A 1384-nucleotide genomic window follows, 5' to 3' on the forward strand; every position below is an offset into this window, starting at 1 on the left:
TGACAGGTTTATGAATATAACCTGTACGCTCAGCAGGCGGTAAGTGCTCGTGCTCCCACACCATGACTGCCTGCATACAAGTCTCACGTTGTTCGACCGTTAGTCGTCCACCATCAGGCCATTTACCTAACTCAATGGCGACACGAAACTTCTCGACCACTTCTGGGGTTAAGCTTGCCAATATTGTTTGTTTGTCCATGTTATCTACTCTCCACCGCTGTTTTTAGCTAATATCATTTATATAACAGATATGTTTACTCATCATCAATACTATCATCATCGTCATCAGGGCTTCACGAGATTATTGAGTCGCATATTGACAGGTAGATAAAGGGCTGCTGCGTCGCCAGACAAACACGTCTAAATATGACGTATGATAGCTGATATATGGGGTCAATTACGACAGTTAACAACGATAATTGATAAACATGCTAGTCTAAGCGCTCATTTATCGCTATCATTGCGCTGTACTTTAAAGTTATGTCGAGTCGTTTTATGGAAAACTCAGCGCAGTCAGAAAGATTGCCACATCTACATCAATCAGAGCTTTTTCACGCTATCAAAAACCCTGCTTTTCGCCGTATTGGTCTGATGGGGCGTGCAGGAAAACGCAGTGTCACCCAAAGTCTTGTGCAAATTGCCCAAACCATCAATGAGATGAAACTGACGCTGATTATGGATGTGCAGACGGCCAACTTGCCTACTTTAGACCTGACTGAAATTGAATCAGTTAAGATCGTCAAACGTAGTTTGATTGGCGAAATTTGCGACTTAGTCATTGTGGTAGGCGGTGATGGCTCCATACTCCATGCTGCAGAAGCGCTTGCCCGTTACCGAGTGCCTGTATTGGGAGTTAACCGTGGTCGTCTGGGGTTTTTGGCTGATGTAAAGCCTGATGAGGCCGCTTTTAAATTACGCCAAGTATTGATGGGTGATTATCAGCTGGATCATAGATTTTTATTAACGATGGAGATACGTGAGGGCCGAGAGATTATTCATCAGGATATGGCGCTCAATGACGTGGTATTGCATGCAGGTAAGTCTGTGCATATGATTGATTTTCAAATGAAAATTGATGGACAGGATGTTTATCGCCAGCATAGTGATGGTTTGATTGCAGCGACACCCACAGGATCAACCGCTTATGCGCTCTCTGGTGGCGGGCCTATTATCCATCCGAGCATGGATGCCATCTGTTTAGTACCCATGCATCCGCATACGTTGTCTAGCAGACCGATTGTGGTCAGTGGAAACAGTGAGGTCTGTATTAGGATTCACGAAGACAATCGTACCCAACCTATGGTCAGTGCTGAAGGCAAAGCAAGTATGCCCTTGGAGCAGGATCAGCGTCTGTATATCCGCAAACATCCAGACAAGCTAACCT

At 44.9% G+C, this 1384-nt stretch carries 2 protein-coding genes; one reads left to right on the plus strand and one right to left on the minus strand.

The genetic code is table 11. The annotated features are described in order from the left end of the window. The coding region (locus JMY01_RS13985) for a YeaC family protein (protein WP_201577717.1) at positions 1-199 on the minus strand (199 nt) is incomplete at its 3' end. A 392-nt stretch (positions 200-591) separates the two neighbouring features. On the opposite strand from JMY01_RS13985, the gene JMY01_RS13990 reads away from it, so the two are divergent. After that, a partial coding sequence (locus JMY01_RS13990) for an NAD(+) kinase (RefSeq protein ID WP_265089896.1) occupies positions 592-1384 on the plus strand: 793 nt, incomplete at its 3' end.

The sequence above is a fragment of the Psychrobacter sp. H8-1 genome, assembly GCF_904846575.1.
Lineage (GTDB): Bacteria > Pseudomonadota > Gammaproteobacteria > Pseudomonadales > Moraxellaceae > Psychrobacter > Psychrobacter fulvigenes.